This is a genomic window from Pseudoflavonifractor sp. An44 (genome assembly GCF_002161675.1).
In the GTDB taxonomy this organism is placed as follows: Bacteria; Bacillota; Clostridia; order Oscillospirales; family Oscillospiraceae; genus Enterenecus; species Enterenecus faecium.
In genome coordinates, this window is the sequence record NZ_NFIH01000038.1 from 1 (window position 1) to 14,313 (window position 14,313).

13 protein-coding genes and 1 pseudogene are annotated in these 14,313 nt (G+C 56.2%); 4 read left to right on the forward strand and 10 right to left on the reverse strand.

All coding sequences use genetic code 11. The features are described 5' to 3' along the window. From B5F98_RS12170 to B5F98_RS12185, 4 genes and pseudogenes are all read left to right on the forward strand, one after another. Nucleotides 1–1,055, forward strand: a pseudogene (locus B5F98_RS12170) (FIVAR domain-containing protein); the annotation flags it as partial. A 153-nt stretch (nt 1,056–1,208) separates the two neighbouring features. Continuing rightward, nucleotides 1,209–2,240 (forward strand): transposase, encoded by a 1,032-nt coding sequence (locus B5F98_RS12175; RefSeq protein ID WP_158099859.1) that lies wholly within the window; start codon nt 1,209–1,211, stop codon nt 2,238–2,240. A 410-nt stretch (nt 2,241–2,650) separates the two neighbouring features. Continuing rightward, complete coding sequence (locus tag B5F98_RS12180; protein ID WP_087373154.1) at nt 2,651–3,073, forward strand: hypothetical protein; 423 nt, start codon at nt 2,651–2,653, stop codon at nt 3,071–3,073. After that, the gene (locus tag B5F98_RS12185; RefSeq protein WP_143482811.1) at nt 3,043–4,278 is read left to right on the forward strand and encodes a hypothetical protein; all 1,236 of its coding nucleotides are present in this window, start codon (nt 3,043–3,045) and stop codon (nt 4,276–4,278) included. Before B5F98_RS12180 ends, B5F98_RS12185 begins: the two co-directional genes overlap by 31 nt. A gap of 483 nt (nt 4,279–4,761) precedes the next feature. On the opposite strand, the gene B5F98_RS12190 is transcribed toward B5F98_RS12185, so the two are convergent. The 10 genes from B5F98_RS12190 to B5F98_RS12235 form a co-directional block, all read right to left on the reverse strand. Continuing rightward, entirely contained in the window at nt 4,762–5,433 is a 672-nt protein-coding gene (locus B5F98_RS12190; RefSeq protein WP_087232809.1) for a peroxiredoxin, read from the reverse strand. Between the two features lie 91 nt (nt 5,434–5,524). Further along, nucleotides 5,525–6,529 (reverse strand): ABC transporter substrate-binding protein, encoded by a 1,005-nt coding sequence (locus B5F98_RS12195; RefSeq protein WP_206418162.1) that lies wholly within the window; start codon nt 6,527–6,529, stop codon nt 5,525–5,527. Between the two features lie 46 nt (nt 6,530–6,575). After that, nucleotides 6,576–7,328 (reverse strand): ATP-binding cassette domain-containing protein, encoded by a 753-nt coding sequence (locus B5F98_RS12200; protein ID WP_087373162.1) that lies wholly within the window; start codon nt 7,326–7,328, stop codon nt 6,576–6,578. A 2-nt stretch (nt 7,329–7,330) separates the two neighbouring features. After that, the gene (locus tag B5F98_RS12205) at nt 7,331–8,308 is read right to left on the reverse strand and encodes an iron chelate uptake ABC transporter family permease subunit (RefSeq protein ID WP_087373165.1); all 978 of its coding nucleotides are present in this window, start codon (nt 8,306–8,308) and stop codon (nt 7,331–7,333) included. Then, complete coding sequence (locus B5F98_RS12210) at nt 8,305–9,315, reverse strand: iron chelate uptake ABC transporter family permease subunit (RefSeq protein ID WP_343219407.1); 1,011 nt, start codon at nt 9,313–9,315, stop codon at nt 8,305–8,307. Before B5F98_RS12210 ends, B5F98_RS12205 begins: the two co-directional genes overlap by 4 nt. A 214-nt stretch (nt 9,316–9,529) precedes the next feature. Further along, nucleotides 9,530–11,644 carry a heavy metal translocating P-type ATPase gene (locus B5F98_RS12215; protein WP_087373172.1) on the reverse strand — a complete coding sequence of 705 codons (2,115 nt, stop codon included), beginning with the start codon at nt 11,642–11,644 and terminating at the stop codon, nt 9,530–9,532. Between the two features lie 52 nt (nt 11,645–11,696). After that, entirely contained in the window at nt 11,697–11,969 is a 273-nt protein-coding gene (locus tag B5F98_RS12220) for a DUF6110 family protein (protein WP_087238102.1), read from the reverse strand. A gap of 168 nt (nt 11,970–12,137) precedes the next feature. Then, a complete protein-coding gene (locus tag B5F98_RS12225; protein ID WP_087373175.1) occupies nt 12,138–13,058 on the reverse strand; it encodes an AraC family transcriptional regulator in 921 nt (306 codons plus the stop codon). Between the two features lie 110 nt (nt 13,059–13,168). Further along, nucleotides 13,169–13,591 carry a flavodoxin gene (locus tag B5F98_RS12230; RefSeq protein WP_087373178.1) on the reverse strand — a complete coding sequence of 141 codons (423 nt, stop codon included), beginning with the start codon at nt 13,589–13,591 and terminating at the stop codon, nt 13,169–13,171. A gap of 45 nt (nt 13,592–13,636) precedes the next feature. Further along, entirely contained in the window at nt 13,637–14,188 is a 552-nt protein-coding gene (locus B5F98_RS12235) for a DUF3793 family protein (protein ID WP_087373181.1), read from the reverse strand. Between the last annotated feature and the right edge of the window lie 125 nt (nt 14,189–14,313).

Here is a 14,313-nt window from a genome sequence, read left to right on the forward strand (position 1 = left end):
CCCAGCTGGACAAGCTGGTCATCGAGCTCAAGGAGGCCGCTGAGCCCCAGCCTGAGGAGTACACCGTCACCGTGAACACCCAGGGCGAGGGCACCGCTACCGCCGAGCCCACCACCGCCACCGCTGGCACCACCGTGACCCTGACTCAGACCGCTGCTGAGGGCTGGCACTTCGTGGAGTGGCAGAGCGAGACCGTCACCGTCACCGATAACACCTTCGTGATGCCCGAGGGCAACGTCACCGTCACCGCTGTGTTTGAGAAGGACGAGACCCCCGAGCCCGGCGATGTCAACAAGACCCTGCTGGAGAAGACCGTCAAGTACGCCGATACCCTGTCCACTGAGGGTGTCACCGACACCGCCAAGAAGGCCTTTGAGGACGCTCTGGCCAACGCAAAGACCGTTCTGGCTGACGCCGACGCCACCCAGGACGAGGTCAACGCCGCTTGGAACCAGCTGCTGGAAGGCATCTGGGGCCTGGGCCTGACTCAGGGCGACAAGGAGCTGCTGAACCTGACCATTGAGCGCGCCGAGGACATGATGGCCAACGCCGACAAGTACATGCCCGACCACTGGCAGGATCTGGTGGACGCTCTGGATGCCGCCAAGAAGGTGGCTGAGGACGGCGACGCCATGCAGGAGGACGTGGACAAGGCCGCTGGTGACCTGCTCAACGCCATTCTGGCCCAGCGCTACAAGGCTGACAAGTCCATCCTGGAAGGTCTGCTGGCTGAGGCGGAGACCGTGGACACCACCGGGGCCAGCGAGGTTGCCGTGGCGACCTTCCGCACCGCTCTGGCCACCGCCCGGGCCGTGATGGCTGACGCCACCCTGTCCGAGGACGATCAGGCCAAGGTGGATGACGCTGTGGCCGCTCTGAGCGCCGCCATGGACGGCCTCACCGCCGGTGGCGCTCCCGAGACCACCGACAAGCCCGCTGAGAAGCCTGCTCAGACTGGCGACTCTGCTCAGCTGATGCTGTATGTGGCCGCTCTGGGTGCCGCTGTGGTGGCTCTGAGCACTGCCACTGTGGTGCGCAAGCGCCGCGGCAACTAAGTTCTTCTTAGACCGAAGAACCCGCCAAACTAAGACGAAAGCCCGGAGGAAGCAAATGCTTCCTCCGGGCTTCAGCCTGTCGAAAAAGGTCACCTTTTGGTGGCCTTTTTCTCGTATTGAGAGAGAAAATGCGGTATAACAGAAGCGATTTTTGTGGACGGAACCCACATTAAGGCAAGTGCTAATCTGAAAAAGCAGGCCAAAAAGGCGGTCCCCAAGCAGGCAAAGCGGTACGCAAAAGAGCTGTTCGATGAAGTGAACAAGGACCGGGAGGAACACGGGAAAAAGCCCTTTTCCGATGACAGCGACAAAAAGCCGCCGGAGGAGAAGGAAACGGTGGTGTCCACCACCGACCCGGAAAGCGGTGTATTCCACAAGGGGGAGCACAAAAAGTGCTTTGCCTACGAAGCACACACAGCATGTGACAAGCACAATTTTGTTGTTGGTGTTCACGTCACTCCCGGCAATATCCACGACAGTGTAGCCTTTGATCCTCTGTACGATGAAGTATGCCAGTATTACCCCGAGCACAAAACCGTGGTGGCGGACAGCGCCTACAAAACCCCCTGGATCTGCAAGGGAATCTTCGACAGCGGCCGCGTTCTTTCCACCTGCTATACCCGCCCCAAGACCAAAGGAAACGGCCACCCCTGGTGGGCCTATGTGTATGACGAATACTTTGACGATGTGATCTGTCCGGAATACCGTGCGCTGCATTATTCCACCACAAACCGGGAGGGCTACCGGGAATACAAAAGCCGAGGCTATCTTTGCAAGAGCTGTCCCACCAGAGGGATGTGCACCGAGAACGCCAAGTGCGAGAAAACAGTCTTGCGCCATGTCTGGCAGGACTATGTGGAGATGGCAGAGCACGTGCGGCATATGGCGGTGTACAAAGAACTGTACCGGCTGCGAAAAGAGAAGATTGAGCGTGTGTTTGCCGATGCAAAGGAAAAACACGGGATGCGTTACACGCAGTACAGAGGCTTGGCCCAGGTGACAAACTGGGTGAAGCTTAAATTTGCTGCCATGAATCTGAAAAAGCTGGCCATTTGGAAATGGAATGGCCGCCATCCGGCGCCGGATGGAGGAAAACAAACAGGATGGGGGAAAAGTGTAGCTGCTGTTTTGATGCTTTTTCCGTTTCCGCTTTCGTTTCCAAGCAAAAAACCTGCTCTGGCTTAATTGCCGGAGCAGGTTTTTCTACAGGCTGTAGCGAGCCACGCTCATGGAAGTGAGCTGTGGCTCGCTTTTTATATATCAGGGCTCACCCATATTGTTTCCCGCTCTTTTGAGCGCCGGCGGCTGGGTGTGGGATGCCGCTCCCCGCCCCGTTTCGTTCCGCCCCACTGGCCTGAACGAAACGAAAGGAGCTAATATGCTCAATGAAGAAGTAATAGTACGCCCCATCCGTGAACGCTTGCATCAGAAACAAAAACATCAGACACAGCAAAGGATATGGCAATCGTTGGGGCTTTTCGGCCTAACATTTACGAGTGTTTTACCTTGAAGTCACACCGAAAAACCAGCTAAGTGTTATAATTAAACCGGAACCAGATCTACTAACTAGAGGGCAAAACGACGAGGTGAATTTTATGACTTTATTTATGAACGAGAAAGATATGAATGAAATGTTAGATAGTATCTGTCCGGAAGGAGAAACATACCAGGGAAAAGCATGGGGAACCTTGATGTCTGGGACGGCTGAAATGTTGGCACTGGGAGCTTTGAGTAATGTATATTGTTATGTTGGCGTGACAGAAAAAACATTGGTTATCGCAGTGTTGGAAACTTCTGATATCTCGCATATTTACGGTAAAATCTGCATTCCGTTTGACCAGTTTGACGAACTGAACGTACAAAAAGGGCTACTGCCTTCCCAGCGGATCATCAAAGCGAAAAGCGGGAAAACCAAAATAAAATTGTCGCTGGTCAACAACAGCATCACCGCCAAAATCAAAGATCAAAAACAGGGGATGCTTGCGATTTGCGAGACGCTGGAGCGTTTGAAACACTGATTTTCATAAAAGCAAGAGAGAAAATGAACAATATAAATGAGAACCGAACAGACAAAAGAGCGCCCGGCGGCGAAAAAAGCAAGGCGGAGTTAAAATGGTTTATTTTGTTCCCTGTCGTCATCTTTTTTCTGCCGATCACCATCCTCGCGGTGGTGGAATGGTTTACAAGCGCCGATGCCTTTGCCATCGGCATCACAGGGTTTATGCAAGCCGTCATTGACTATGGCGGCTTGGGGCTGGTGGCGGTGATCATCGCCCTTGTCTTATTCATACTGCTGATTCAGCCGGACACAACGTTCCTGCAAAAGGTTGGCAGAACCGCAGGCATTCTGCTTTGCCTCGCCGCCGCTTTCTTCCTTGTCCGGCCGCTCGTTTTGGACATCCCCTACCTCAAGCGCCCGGAAGCCGCCTATTTGGAGCGGCTGGAGTTTGAATATTCGACAGGAATCGGGGACTATGGCTCAGACTCCTATTATTTGCGCGGCGTAGATATGACCGGCGAACGGCATTCCTTTGAAATCAGTGAAAAGAGGTACGAGGAAGGGCGCGCGCTGTGGGGCGGGAACGACTTTGCTCTGTTTGCGAAAGTTACCTACCTGCCGCATACCTCCACCTTGATGACGCTCGAATTTATGACAGAACTCGATGCGGCAGGGGCAGAATTGTACCCGCCATCCCCTGAACTTTCGAATGACTGGAAAAAGTTTTCGATTCAAATCAACGATACGGTTTATACGCTGCCGGTTCCCCTTGCGGCTTTCCTGAACGATGGATGGGTGATTTCCGAGGAGGATGCCGGGCTTTCTCTGGCCGGCGCGGAAGGCCCGTATGCGTCCTATGAATGGGAATGGGTCTCGTTGACCAATGAGCACGAGCAGGATATCAGCGTCTGTGTCTTCAACCCCACCGAAAGCACGATCCCTGTCGCCGAGAGCACGGTGGGAGGCGTCCATGTAATCTATGGCAATTACGACTTTTCCGGCACGGAACTCCGCCTTCCCGGTGGGTTGATGCTGGGATGGTCTACCAGAGAAGATGTGTTAGAGTTATATGGACAGCCAAGCGATAGCTTTGAGGCATATGTTCTTACTTACGAAACGAATGACTCTTTTGACCTGGCTTCTTGGAGGCTTGGCTTTGATGATTCGGGAATTCTAGACGATGTTATGGTACACCATCAGTCTTATTTCGATAAGGTACAATAAGTTTCGCAAATTGAAAAGTGGATAAAAGGAGACAGGTATGGGTGTCTGGAAAAGCAGGAAGGAATTTCCCAACCCGTATAACTGGAGCGGCTATATAGTCGGGCAGATGTTATCCAAGCCGGAGTATATGGGGCATACGGTCAACTTCCGTTCCCACAAGGCATCCTATAAGGATAGTCCTCTCTATGAAAGTACATGGTGATTGACTCCGTCTTCTGAAATTTGGATGCGAACCAAATTTCGGAGCGGTGGGTCGCGGCAATGGAGCGACCGGACATACCGGACGCTTAGCAGAGGCCGCCATTTTTCGACAAACAAAAAATGCACCCACCGTGCGGTGAGTGCATACGAAGAGAAATATTTGCCGAGCTTGAGCGGTATATAGTGAGTAAGGACAAATGGTGTCGAATAAAAAAAGAACCAGTCGAGATCTCGTGCATGAAATCTCGACCGGTTTTCTGTTATTGGGGAATTAACTTAGTATTACTTCGCCTCTTTGCGGAAGCACATGAACCAGTCCAGGCAATACTGATTCTCGCTCTGGTTGTCCATCCGCTCCTTGGCTACGCCGCAGCTGCCAGCGGTGGGTACGATGACATCATCGCCGGGCCGCCAGTCGGCCGGGGTGGCGCAGGCGTCGGCGTCCGCTTTCTGGAGCGCCAGGATGATACGCTTGATCTCGTCAAAGTTACGGCCCGTGGACAGCGGATAGTACAGGATGGTTCGCACCACGCCGTTGGGGTCGATGACAAACACCGCCCGTACCGCCTGGGTGTTGGACTGTCCCGGCTGGATCATGCCGTACTTGTTGGCCACCTCCATGCGGATATCCTCGATGAGGGGGAAGGTCACATTGATGTGTTTCTTACCGTTCCACTCCAGCTCCTGGATCTTCCGCAGCCAGGCAATGTGGGAGTAGATGGAGTCCACCGAAAGCCCAACCAGCTCAGTATTGAGAGCCTTGAACTCGTCGATCATGGAGCCGAAGGTCATAAACTCCGTGGTGCAGACCGGGGTGAAATCCGCAGGATGGGAGAAGAGGATCACCCATTTGCCGGCGTAATCCTCCGGGAATTTGATAGGACCCTGGGTGGTGACAGCCTCGAAGGACGGGGCCTTGTCGCCAATAAGAGGCATTCTGTTTTCCTGATCCATGGTAAGCGCTCCTTTCGTTAGCAGTCAAGTTCGATGAAAACGATATATGAGTTCTTTGGAGAGAGGCCGTAATACTCCATCTGAAACAGCGTTAACCCAGCAGCTCGCTCTCCAGATCCTGCAGCATGATGTCCAGTGCGGAGATACCACCCTCGGCGGTGTACCACACGGCGGGGTGAGCCAGATAGACGATGTTGCCGTTCTTGTATGCATCGGTTCCCATCACCAACTCGTTTTCCATGATCTCCTGGGCCAGCTTTGCCCCGTCGGTGCCGATGGCGGCGTCGCGGTCCATAACGAAGATATAGTCGGGTGCCTTCTCCACGATGAACTCAAAAGATGCTTCGTTGCCATGGGTGGAGGTGTCGATGTTGGCGTCCACGCCAATATTTTCGAAACCAATTTCGCGTCCAATCATGGAGCAGCGGCCGTCATTGCCCAGCACATTGTAGCTGCCGCTGGTGACCAGTCCTACGATGGCGGTCTTACCGGCGGCAAATTCGGACAGGGCGGTAATGCGGGCATCGAAGTCAGCCATCAGCTCATCCACCTTGTCCTCCAGACCAAACATGGAGGCGATGGTAGTGGCATTCTGCCGCACGCTCTCCACGACCCCAAGCTCGGTATCCGTGGCCAGGTAGACCACAGGAGCGATTTCGCTGAGGGCGTCGTAGCTGGAAGACAGGCGGCCGCCGATGAAGATGACATCCGGCTCACAGGCCATGACGGCCTCCAGATCGGCCTCCTTGATGGTGCCCAGGTTGGCAATATCGTCATTGATGTAGTCCTGGAGATACTCCAGACTGGTGGAGGCAGTACCCACTACCCGGTCGCCCACGCCCAGGGCGTCCAGAATGTCCAACGAGGCCATGTCCAGAATGGCGATACGCTGGGGATCGTAAGGCACCTCCAGCTCCGCCGCCTCCTTGTTGGCATTGAGGCTGGTAATGGTCACAGACTCAGGGGTTTCCTCACTGGACTGGCTGCTGCTGGGCGAGGAGGTATTCTCGGAAGAATCGCCGCCATTTTGAGCGGAGCAGGCCATGAGGCTCAGGGCCATCACACCGGCCAGGGCAAGAGAAAGCATCTTTTTCATGTTCATTTTTGGATACTCCTTTTCTAAAAAGTACTGAAAATAAGGGTCAATAGTAGATGGACAGAGGTTTGCCCGCAATGGTCAGAATCTCGAAGTCCACCTGATAGATCTGGGACAGGTTCTCTTTCGTCATCACCTCCTCCACAGTGCCGAACTTGGCGATTTTTCCGTCCTTAAAGGCACAGATGTAATCAGAATAGAATGCCGCATAATTGATCTCATGCAGCACCAAAATCACCGTCTTCCCCAGCTCGTCGCAGAGGCGGCGGACGATTTTCATCATATTGGTGGCGTGGTAGATATCCAGATTGTTGGTGGGCTCATCCAGCAGCACATACTCGGTGTCCTGGGCGATGACCATGGCGATCATGGCCCGCTGCCGCTGGCCGCCGGAGAGCTCGTCGATGAAGCGATCATGGAATTCTTCCAGTTCCATGTAGGCAATGGCCCGGTCGATGATCTTCTGATCCTCTGGGGTGACACGGTTGCCTGAGTACGGAAAGCGCCCGAAGGTCACCAGCTCCCGCACAGTCAGCTTCATCTGGATGTTATTGGACTGGGTCAGGATGGCAAGACGCTTGGAGAGCTCCTTGCTTTTCCATTTGCCGATGTCCTTGCCTTCAAAGTCCACCAGTCCGCTGTCGTGGGCGATGAGCCGGGAGATCATGCCCATAACGGTGGATTTGCCCGCACCGTTGGGACCGATCAGAGAAATTACCTTACCCTTGGGGATGGCGAAACTCACGCCGTCCACCACGGTTTTTCCATCATACTGTTTTGTCAGTTCTTGTACGCGCATGGTCACACCTTCTTTCTTGTCAGGAGGAGATAGAGGAAGTAAAGGCCGCCGCCCACAGTGATGAATACGCTCACCGGCACGGAGTAGGAATACACATGCTCCACAATGAGCTGTCCGCCCACCAGCACGATCATGCCGAACAGGGCCGAGCCCAGCACCAGCTGGGTGTGCCGGAAGGTTTTCAGCAGCTGACGGGACAGGTTTGCGATGATGAGCCCCAAAAAGGAGATGGGTCCCACCATGGCGGTGGCCACGGCGATGCAGAGAGTCACCCCCAGCAGCAGGCGGCGGATGCAGCGGTCATAGTCCACACCCAGGTTGATGGCCTGTTCCTTGCCCAGGGTCAGCACATCCAGCAGGGCCAGTTCTTTTCGCAATGCGAAGATAACGGCGGCCAGAAGGATCAGGGAAAAGACGATAATCTCGGAATTGATGTTGCTGAAGCTTGCCACCAGGGTATTCAGCAGACTGTCGTACTCATTGGGGTCCATGACCCGGGTAAGAGTGGTCTGAATGCTGCTGAAAAACGAAGTCAGCACTGTGCCCACCAACAGCACATACAGCACATTGTGCTTGGTCTTTTTGAAGATCCAGCTGTAGATAATGGTGGCGGTAACGCCCATGAGCACCACGTCCACTGCGAAGGACAGGTTGGCATTGGAGGCCACCACGCTGGCAGACCCCAGGAAAAACACCACAGCTGTGTGGATGAGGGTATACAGGGAGTTCATCCCCAGCAGGCAGGGGGTCACGATGGTGTTGTTAATGATAGACTGAAACACCAGCGAGGCACCGCCAATGGAAAAGGCGGTAATGAGCATGACAATGAGCTTGGGGGTGCGGATCTTCATGGCATAGGCCAGCAGCTTGGGATTGGAAAAGTTGACCTCCACCAACATGTATCCTGCTGCACAGAGCAGAACGAGGACCACTAAAATCAGAAGTTTGCGCCGGTTGGCGCACACGGCAGCGGTGTTCACTGGTCCGCACCTCCCTTCAGATTAGGCATGGCGGAGCAGCAGCCTGTTCCAGCGCTGCCCAGACGGATGGCCTTCCGGCCGTGCTTGAGCCGGTAAAACAGCAGGGCGATGAAAATGAGGCTTCCCAGGATGCCCACGATCAGCTCGATGGGCAGCTCGTAGGGGGCGATTACGATCCGGCCAATCATGTCGCATACCAGCACGAAGATGGCGCCGAACAGAGCGGTATCCACCAGCGTGCCCCGGATCTTGTCTCCCTTGTACATGGCCACCACATTGGGCACGATCAGCCCGATGTAGGAGATGGAGCCGACCACCACCACAATGCTGGCGGTGATCATGGCAGCGATGGTGAGGCCGGAGAAGAGCACCAGGTTGTACGGGACACCCAGGTTCTTGGAAAAATCCTTGCCCAGCCCAACGATATTGAAATGGTTGGCGAAGAGGAAGGCCAGCACCACCAGCGGGACCGTCAGCCAGACGATCTCATACCGGCCCTTCAGCACCAGGGAAAAGTGGCCCACCAGCCAGGAGGACAGGGCCTGGGTCATCTCGTACTTGTACGCCAGATAGTTGGTAATGCCGCCGATGACATTGCCGAACATGATGCCCACCAGAGGGACCATCACCACATCCTTGAACTGGATGCGCTGAATGAACCAGACGAAGATCCAGGTGCCCAGAATCGCCGTAGCAAAGGCAAAAATGGCCCGGCTCCACAGTGTGGAGGCCGGCATAAACAGGAGCGCCAGCAAGATGCCGAACTGGGCCGAGGAAATTGTCGCGCCGGTGGTGGGGGACACAAATTTGTTGCTGCACAGCTGCTGCATGATGAGCCCCGCCACGCTCATGCCAATGCCGGTACACAAAATGGCCAGCAGACGGGGCAGCCGGGAGATGATGAAAATCTCCAGCTGCCCAAAATTGCCCGCCAGAAGCTCGCCCGGCGTCAGGTCAATCACGCCTACAAACAGTGAGCAGCAGGACAAGACAAGCAACAGAGCCAAGAGAACTATGGTAGAACGATACGGTCTGATACAATCCTCCCCTTTCTTTCATGCGGTTAGCTATGGCTAACTGCTTTGCGAAAAAAGATGCGCAGCGGCGATTGGACTTACCATGCATCACGCACTGCGCATCGTGGGCTTATTATAGCACATGGAGTTAGCCATGTGCAACCGCGCAAAAAGCACAAGCTACCAAGCGGAAAGAAATCTTTTTTTATCCATTCTGCAAATTGTTGCCCCGAGTGGACTGCGTCTGAGCAGTCAGCCGGCTCATGCTCCGCAAGCTGACGCCCAGGGTGGAAAGATTGTGCAGCGTGGCGGAGGTGGCAGGCGGCAGGACTCCTGCCACACCGAGAGCGATCAGGGCGCCGTTGAAGCCAATGACAAAGCGATAGTTGGAGTGGATGCGCGCCATCAGCGCCATGGCGATCCGACGCAGCTCTACAAGCTCCCAGAGGCTGTCGGCAGCGATGGTGATGTCCGCAATCTCCCGGGCGATGGCGGCGCCGTCGCTGATGGCAATGCCCGCATCCGCCTCGGACAGGGCCGGTGAGTCGTTGATGCCGTCGCCTACCATCAACACGGTGTGTCCCTCCCGGCGGAGCCTTGCCACATACTCCGCCTTGTCCGCCGGCAGGACTCCGGCGCGGAAGTCATCCACTCCTACCTGGGCGGCAATGGCTGCGGCGGTGCGGTAACTGTCGCCGGTGAGCATAACGGTGCTGGTAATCCCCAAGGTGCGGAGGGCAGAGAGGGCTTCCTTTGCCTCCTCCCGCAGCGGGTCGGAGATGCAGATCACGGCGGCCAGCTGTCCGCCTACGGCCAGATACAGGTGAGAATACTCCGGCGGCAGGGCGTCAAAGCGCTCCTGTTCGCCTTCCGGAATGACGCAGCCCTCATCCTCAAAGACAAAGTGGGCGCTGCCGATGAGGACCCGCTCCCCATCGACGGTGCTGGCGATGCCGTGGGCCACCAGATACTCCACCTTGGAGTGGTACTCCTCGTGGCGCAGGCCCCGGCGCTTGGCCTCCTCCACCACGGCGTTGGCCATGGAATGGGGGAAGTGCTCCTCCAGACAGGCAGCCAGCCGCAGCATTTCGGATTCCTCTTTGCCACCGAAGGACACCACCTGAGCCACCCGGGGGCAGGCGTGGGTCAGGGTGCCGGTCTTGTCGAAAACGATGGTGTCGGCGGCAGCCACCGCCTCCAGGAACTTGCCGCCCTTGACGGTGATATGGGCCCGTCCCGCCTCCCGCATGGCAGAGAGGACGGCCAGAGGCATAGCCAGTTTCAGGGCGCAGGAGAAGTCCACCATCAGCACCGACAAAGCCCGTGCCACATTCCGGGTGAGGACGAAGCTCAGCAGACTCCCTACAAAGGTATAGGGCACCAGCTTGTCCGCCAGATTGGCAGCCTTGCTCTCAGCCTCCGACTTCATCTGCTCCGACTGCTCGATCATGTGAACGATTTGGTCATAGCGGCTCTGACCGGAGGCCTGCTTTACCTCCAGCACACACTCGCCCTCCTCCACCACGGTGCCGGCATAGACTGCGCCTCCGGGGTGCTTGGGTACCGGGATGGATTCGCCGGTGAGGGACGCCTGGTTGACGGTGACCTCCCCCTCCAGCACCAGCCCGTCCACGGGGACGATGCCGCCGGCGCGGACGACTACTGCATCCCCCGGCTGGATCTGGGACACGGGGACCAGCACTTCGCCCTGGGCTGTGCGCAGCCAGACCCGGTCCACATTCAGCGACATACACCGGGCCAGATCCGCCACAGATTTCTTCCTTGTCCACTCCTCCAGCAGCTCGCCCACCTCCAGCAGAAACATGACCATTCCGGCGGTTCCGAAGTCCCTTCTGCAGGCAGAAATGGAAATAGACAGGGCATCCAGCAGCTCCACCTTGATGCGGCGGCGCAGCAGGCAGCGCAGTCCTCTCCGTACAAAGGGGATCATGTGCCAGAGTATGCGGGCAATCCGCAATGGAGACGGGAGAAACAGGGTGCAGGCGGCCTTGCACACCACCTTAGTTACCAGCTTCTCCTCAAATTCCCGGTTCAGCGCCCGGCTGCTGTGGGCGGGCAGTGATGTGGTCCGCTCCGCCTCCTGCCAGGAAAAATGCCGAATCTCATTCAGCACGGCTTGGCGAGTCCCATCGTAGTACAGGATGACGCAGCAGGTGCGCTCATGGACGGTGACCTGCCGGCACCAGGACTTTCCCTGAATCCATGCCTCCAGCAGATCCGCCTGAGCGAGTGTCATTTGTTTTTGCCGCAGCCGGAACCGGATGCGCCCCCGGCTTTCGTGCAATATGGTTGCGTTCATAGGTTCCTCCTTCACGAAAAGAGGGAGCCGCTGGCGGCTCCCTCTGGGTCAATCAGGCTTCTTCGCTCTCCAGATTGGCAGCGGCGGCTTCCTCCGCTTCCTTTGCAGCCCGGTCCTCGTTTAGCTCCTTGGCGGAGGCCAGAATGTCCGCGGCGTTCTCCTGCACCGTGGTTACGGTCCCCATAACCGAGTCCTTCATCCGCAGGCCGGCGGCCGTGACATGGACATAGGCCTTTTTGGCGTCCTTGCTGGACAGCAGCTTAACGCCAAAAGAGCCAAACAACGCACCACCCGCAAAGCAGGCCAGTTTCGTATAAACACTCATTGCAATACTTCCTTTCCCTTATTTCCGCTTGTAGCCGGTGACCATGACCATAATCATGCAAATCACAGCGCCCCAGGCCCAAAAACGATGCTGTTTCATCGCTCTCACTCCTTTGATCACTTTGGAATGTCTGGTTATTATAGCAGGAAATGTGGGAGCTTGTCGCTGTCAAAACGGACGCGGAGTTGCGGTTTCCGACATTTTTCTGTACTGGCCGGGAGTCATGCCATACTCCCGCTTGAACACTGCGTTGAACTGGCTCATACCCTCATACCCTACAGCCTGTGCAATTTGCTGAATGGGCATCCGGGTGGTGCAGATCAGCTCCTGTGCCCGTCGGAGGCGCTGTTGGATCAAATATGTGTGGATCGGTACGCCATAGGCGCGGCGAAACCCTTCTTTCAAGAAGGTGGGGGAAACGGAAAACTGTTTGCAGAGGAGCGCGATGGTGAGCTTATCAGACAGATGCGTCTGGATGTATGCCTTGACTTCCAACAGACTGTGGGATACTGGACAGCCTGAGCCGGAGAGAGATTCATCCGATTCAGATACCTCGGTGCAGAGCAGATACAGCAGTTCCACCGACTTGAAAACACAGTAGCGTTCCTGCTCCTGCTCTGACAGATAGCGAACGGTTTCAAAAAATGCCTGCGTCCAAGGCGTGCCGTGCAGGGCCGTGCAGCCGTTTCTTGCTGTCATCTTTTTCTTGACGATCCTGGTGTCCAGCTTCATCCCCAGAGTGGAGCAGACCGTCACAAGGCTTTCTTTTGCGGCTTTGGCGTCCACGGCGATCAAAATGCCGCCCAGATTTCCGCTATACTGACACGAGCGGAGAGCGGAGCTGTCGGAGAGCAGGAAAATCCCCGGCGCCTCCACCGTGCAGGAGGTACCTTGTAACGTTCGGACAGTAAGGCGGCCGGTCAGGCAGAACAGTACCTCAAACTGGAGCGGTGCGCCGCACACCGGGACAGACCGCAGAGGTTCCTGCTCCGGCTCCGGCAGGGAAAACCGGCAGATCTGCACCCCTGGCATACTGCTGCTCCAACGGCCTGTGCCGGAGTCCTGGCTCGATAAATATTCTTTCAGCATGATTTCTCACGACCTGTTTCTCTGGGTTCGGAAATGGTTTTGCCTATGCTGACTGGGGATACAGGCAGAAGGCAGGAGACGAGCGCCTCCTGCCTTCTGCGGTGTTTTTGTCAGGCCAGCGACGCGCCCAGTTCGCGGCAAGCCGCCAGAGCGTCATCGTCCGGAGCTTCGTTGCAGATCACGCTGTCACAGGCCAGATTGGCGCCGTCGTCGTTGCAGCGGGACTCCCAGCTGCGCATCCATTCGCCATCGCCCCAGCCGTAGGAGCCGAACAGGGCGATATTCTTCCCGCTCAGCCTGCCCTCACAGGCGGTGAACATGGGCTCGAACTCGCTCTCCTCCAGCTGCTCCGACCCCATGGAGGGGCAGCCGAAAGCGATGGCGGAATACTCGCTGACCTGCTCCGGGGAGAACTCTGCGACGGTGATCACAGATACCTCGGCACCCTTGCCCTTGGCTCCTTCGGCCACCGCCATGGCCATGGCCTCGGTGTTTCCCGTGCCGCTCCAATACACAACTGCAACTTTACTCATAAGACTTTAGCGACCTTTCTTTCTGGATTTGTTATGGTAGAAACATCAACCAGCCACGGTGAGCTGCTCGATGGATTTCCCTTGCTGCCACTGCCGGGAGTAGATTTTGCTGCACATCTCGTATTTCTCAAAGAGGTTTCTGGCGGCCTGCTCGTCGCCGTAGACCTTCCAGCAGCCCACGCATTTGTGATTGCACGCCCGGTTGCAAATAAAGCCCAGCACATCCTCAGGGGGATAGCTCAAAAACAGGCCGATCTCATGGGGGAATTCCCCTTCGCTCCGGAGCCGGTGGATCAGGTGAACCACGCAGCCATTGGGGTTTTCCGGCACATAGCCGTATTTGAGAAGCAAGGCTCTGGCGCGGTAATCGGTCAGATCGCTCTCCAGTGCATTGGGCCGGTAGGCGTAGATCAAAGCGCGGCCTTTGCCAACCCGAAGCGGAAGGACGCGGATGCCCTTGGGCACCAGTTTCTTGTTCAGCCGACACAAGTCTTTCGTCAGATCCTTCCGGCTGGGGCAGGCACAGGAAAAAAGATTTCCCGTCTTGATTCCCGCCAGGGTGGGAGAGCAGTGACGAATCAGCAGATCCTCTGACATAACACGCCTCCTACTATAAAGATTAAGATTTGGTATCAGCAGCCAGTAGGCTGATGATATAATACCGTCGTATGGGTGAGGCTTCCTTTCCCTCCTTGCGGCAGAGTCCGCTGAATACAAGAGTG